Annotated in this window: 3 protein-coding genes and 1 pseudogene; all 4 read left to right on the top strand. The window is 68.6% G+C overall.

Features of this window, described 5'->3' with window-relative positions; all coding sequences use genetic code 11:
* Nucleotides 1-2053 (top strand): annotated as a pseudogene (locus tag RB628_RS12955) (hypothetical protein); the annotation flags it as partial.
* A gap of 74 nt (nucleotides 2054-2127) precedes the next feature.
* Nucleotides 2128-2628 carry a YbaB/EbfC family nucleoid-associated protein gene (locus RB628_RS12950; RefSeq protein WP_318320525.1) on the top strand — a complete coding sequence of 167 codons (501 nt, stop codon included), beginning with the start codon at nucleotides 2128-2130 and terminating at the stop codon, nucleotides 2626-2628.
* A 2-nt stretch (nucleotides 2629-2630) separates the two neighbouring features.
* The gene (locus RB628_RS12945; protein ID WP_318320524.1) at nucleotides 2631-2978 is read left to right on the top strand and encodes a hypothetical protein; all 348 of its coding nucleotides are present in this window, start codon (nucleotides 2631-2633) and stop codon (nucleotides 2976-2978) included.
* The coding region (locus tag RB628_RS12940; RefSeq protein ID WP_318320523.1) for a hypothetical protein at nucleotides 2979-4312 on the top strand (1334 nt) is incomplete at its 3' end. It abuts the gene before it with no gap.

Genomic DNA, 4312 nt, shown 5'->3' with positions numbered 1-4312 from the left:
GTCCAAGGCCGAGGCGGACAAGGACAGGGAGGAGGCGAGGAAGGACAGGGACGAGGCCAAGGCCGAGGCGGACAAGGACAGGGAGGAAGCCAGGAAGGACAAGGACGAGGCCAAGGCCGAGGCCGCGAAGGACAAGGAAGAGGCCAAGAGGGAGGCGGACGCGGAGAAGGCGGAGGCGAAGGCCGAGCAGGCCGCGGCGAAGGCCGACGCGGAGAAGGAGAAGGAAGAGGCCAAGGCCGAGCAGACGGCGGAGAAGGCCGCTGCCAAGGCGGAGCAGGCCGAAGCGAAGGAGGAAGCGGAGAAGGAGAAGGAGGAGGCCAAGGCGCAGAACGACCAGGACCGCGCCGAAGCCAAGCAGGCTCAGGCGGACGCCAGGGCCGACGCGGCCGCGCAGCAGGCGATCGCCCTGGCGCAGGCGAAGAAGCAGCAGGAGGAGCAGGAGAAGGAGAAGGCGGAGGCGAAGGCCGAGCAGGCCGCGGCGAAGGCCGAGGCGGAGAAGGAGAAGGAGGAGGCCAAGGCGGAGCAGGCCGCCGAGAAGGAGGAGGCGAAGGCCGAGCAGGCCGCGGCGAAGGCGGAAGCGGAGAAGGAGAAGGAGGAGGCGAAGGCGGAGCAGACGGCGGAGAAGGCCGCTGCCAAGGCGGAGCAGGCCGTGGCGAAGGCCGAGGCGGAGAAGGAGAAGGAGGAGGCCAAGGCGGAGCAGGCCGAAGCGAAGGAGGAAGCGGAGAAGGAGAAGGAAGAGGTCAAGGCGGAGCAGGCCGCCGAGAAGGCCGAGGCGAAAAAGGCCCAGGAGGAGGCCAAGGCAGAGGCGACCGCGGAGAAGGCCGCTGCCAAGGCGGAGCAGGAGGCGGCGAAGGAGGCGGCCGAAAAGGAGAGGGAACAGGCACTCGCCCAGAACGAGCAGGACCGGGCCGAGGCCAAGCAGGCTCAGGAAGAGGCCAAGGCCGACGCGGCCGCGGAGAGGGAACAGGCTCGGCGCGAGTCCGTACAGGAGCAGTTGCAGGCCAAGGAGGACGCCGAGCAGGCCAAGGCCGAAGCGCAGGCGAACTACGAGCAGGAGAAGGCCGACGCCCGCGCGGAGCGCGCGGCTGCCGAGCAGGAAGCCGACAGGCAGCAGGCGGAGGCGAAGCAGGAGTACGAGCAGGAGAAGGCCGAGGCGCAGGAACAGCGGGAGCAGGCGCAGCAGGAGGCCGCGGCCGACCGGACGGAAGCACGGCGGGAATACGACCGTGAGATAGCCGCCGGCACCGACGAGCAGACGGCCCGCGACGAGTACGACCGCCGGATCGCGGAGATCAACGCGACCGAGCAGGACGCCGTCCAGCAGGCCGACACCGCCGAGGCCGACGCCAAGGACGAGTACGAGGACCAGAAGGCGGCCGCCGAGGAGGACCGCCAGCAGGCCCGTACGGAGGCGGAGCAGGCACGGCGGGACGCCCGAGCCGAGTACGACCAGCGCATGGGCGAAATCCAGGCCGAGTACGACCGGACGGCCGGCACCGCCGACAAGGACATCGACGAGCTGATCCGCCAGCGCATCGCGGACCTCCCACAGCCCCCCGACCTCTCGGCCTACGACACGTCGGGTGCCGGCTCGGCCTATTCCTCCGTGTTCAACGACAACCTCTACAACGGGGACGATCTGACGTCCGCGCTTGGGCGCCCGCAGAGCGACGGGACCCTCGCCGCCGCGTCCGACGGCTCGACCGGGGGCTCGGGGTCGCCGATGATGCCGCCGATGATGCGGGGCGGGGGAGGCGAGGGCGGGGGATCCGGTGAGCGGGTCCGGACCGTCATCGAGCCCGCTGTCGCCCGCTCCGGCCGAGCGCCCGCGCCGACCATCGAGGGAGAGGAACACAGCGTGGTCCCGAGGGCCACGCAGCAGACCTCCAGCAACACGCCCTTCATGCCGCCGATGGGAGGAGGCATGCCCGGGGCGGGAGGTGGCGGACAGCAGACGGAGAGCAGTGACCGGGAACGCACCACATGGCTGCCGGAGGACGAGGACGTGTGGGGCACCGACGAGGGTGGCGCGCCCCAGGCCCTGGGGCGCTGACCGGTTGCCCTGCCGTCCCCCTGCCCGACAGCCGGACAGTCCGACAGCCCCATCGAACCAGTGAGGAGACCGAGTTGAGTCAGTCGATCGAAGACCGTGTGGCCAAGGCGATGGCCCACCTCAAGGCGACGGAAGAAGCCGTGGCCAAGGCGCAGGGCGAGCTGGACGCCGCGTCGGTGACGGCGCGTTCGGCCGACAGGTCGGTGCGGGTGGCGGTCGGGGCCAAGGGTGAACTGACGGCCCTGGAGTTCCTCGACGGCAAGTACCGGAACATGGCCGCCTCGCAGCTCTCCGCCTCGGTGCTGGAAGCCGCGAACGCGGCTCGTGCCGAGATGGCGCGCCGGGTCATCGACACGCTCGACCCTCTCACCAGGATGTCCGCCCGGGGGACCGTCCCGGAGCGGATGGGGGTCGACTGGGGCTCGATCTTCGGATCGTTGCTCAGCGAGACCTCCGTGGCGCAGGGGCCGACGGTGATGAGCCGGCTCCGTGACGAGATCCACGAGGACGAAGAGGAACCCGCGACCCCGCCCTGTGGTCGCGGCGGTGCGGACAAGCGACAGGGGAGCGCGTAGCCATGGCTGGTGAGTACTCGGCCGACATTCCGGTGATCCGGGCCAGTTCGGGAGGCATCGAGGGACTCGTCGGGAGCGGCGGGAGCATGGTCTCCGACTTCGAGACCGGGATCGCCCTCACCAACGGCTGGTGGGGAGAGGAAGGCGGCGACGACATCTTCGCCGACCAGGTCGGCGAGCAGTGCCGGCGGGAACAGGCGCAGGTCATCGAGACGGGGAACTCCATCTACGGCTTCGTCATGGCCCTGGTCGACGCGGTCAACCAGGAGGCCGAGCACGTGCAGCGGCCGCAGACTCTCGCGCTGGAAGACATCGAGGCGCAGAGCGCGGAGAGCGAAGAGCGTCGCTAGATGGCGATCATGTTCCCTCCCGGTCTTCGGGAGTTCATCGAGATCTGGGTGGGCGCCAACGTCGCCACCGGCAACGAGGACAAGGGCTATGACAGCCGCAATCCTTACAGCCGGCTGGCGGACGACATCGGCGCCTTCTCCGACGCGATGACGGCTGCGATCTCCACAGCCGGGAACGCCCTTCCGCCGGCGATCGCCAGGGAGTTCACTGCAGCGTTGAAGACCTTCGTCGACGACGGCGGTCAGAACCACCTCGCCAATTTCTCCAAGGAGCTGCGGGACATCGGCCGCCGGCAGGTGGACCGCTCGATCCAGCTCGCGGAAGGCAAGTACCAGATCCTCATCGAGTTCATCTTCATGAACCTCGAACTGGCTCTGATCGCCGCGTTGGCGGTGTTCACCGGCGGTACGTCGCTGACCCAGATAGCCCTGGTGCGGTCGCGAACCGCGCTGTCCATGCTGCTGATCCTGCAGAGGATGGGACACGCCGTACCCACTCCGCTCTCGGTGCTGCTCGAAGCGATCCAGGAGGCGTTCGTCACGTTCGCCGCACAGGTCATCTCGATGACCGTGCCGGACGAGGACCGGCGGCGTACCAGCTTCGACTGGAAGGAGATCGGGCAGTCGGCGGTCGCGGGGGCGCTGGCGGGGCTCTTCAGCGAGGCCTTCTCCCATGCGACCCGGCCATGGTTGAAGGACTTCTTCAAGAACAGCCCGGTGTGGAAGGAGGTCTTCGAGCTTCCCCATGCCTTCGTCAACGAGGGCCAGGCCGAGATGTTCGCGGAAGCGTTCACGAAGCTCTTCTTCACGGGCACGTTCTCCATCAACCCCGGCACGTTCGTGAGCGCGGGAGTCAGCGGGCTGCTGTTCGAGGCCGCCTCCGACGTCGCCGGGGGGAGCGGGAAGTGGTTTCACGACAAGTTCCTCGCGGACCTCGACTTCTTCAAGAACCACCTCAATGTCACGGGCAGCGGCAGTAGTGATGTCGGCGGCGGTGGCAGCGGGAGCTTCTCGCCCCGCCCCGACACGGTCTCCAGCTACGACACCTGGAACGACCCCGGTCCGACAGTCCCCGTCATCAGTACGGCGAGCGGAAACGGGGCAAGCGCGTATGTCCCCGCCCCGTATGTCGCGCCGTACCGGCCGGACCAGGCGGACTTCGACGGCGCGGCCGACATCGACTACACGGCCGACACGGCGTCGATCATCAGCGGTGACAGCGACTTCAGCGACTTCAGCGACGTCAGCGACTTTAGCGACGTCAGCGACGTCAGCGACTTCAGCGACGTCAGCGACGTCAGCGACGTCAGCGACGTCAGCGACGTCAGCGACGT

This window comes from Streptomyces sp. ADMS (assembly GCF_033441795.1).
In the GTDB taxonomy this organism is placed as follows: Bacteria; Actinomycetota; Actinomycetes; order Streptomycetales; family Streptomycetaceae; genus Streptomyces.
Note: the sequence above shows the minus strand (reverse complement) of the source record. Positions and strands in the feature narration are given on the sequence as shown.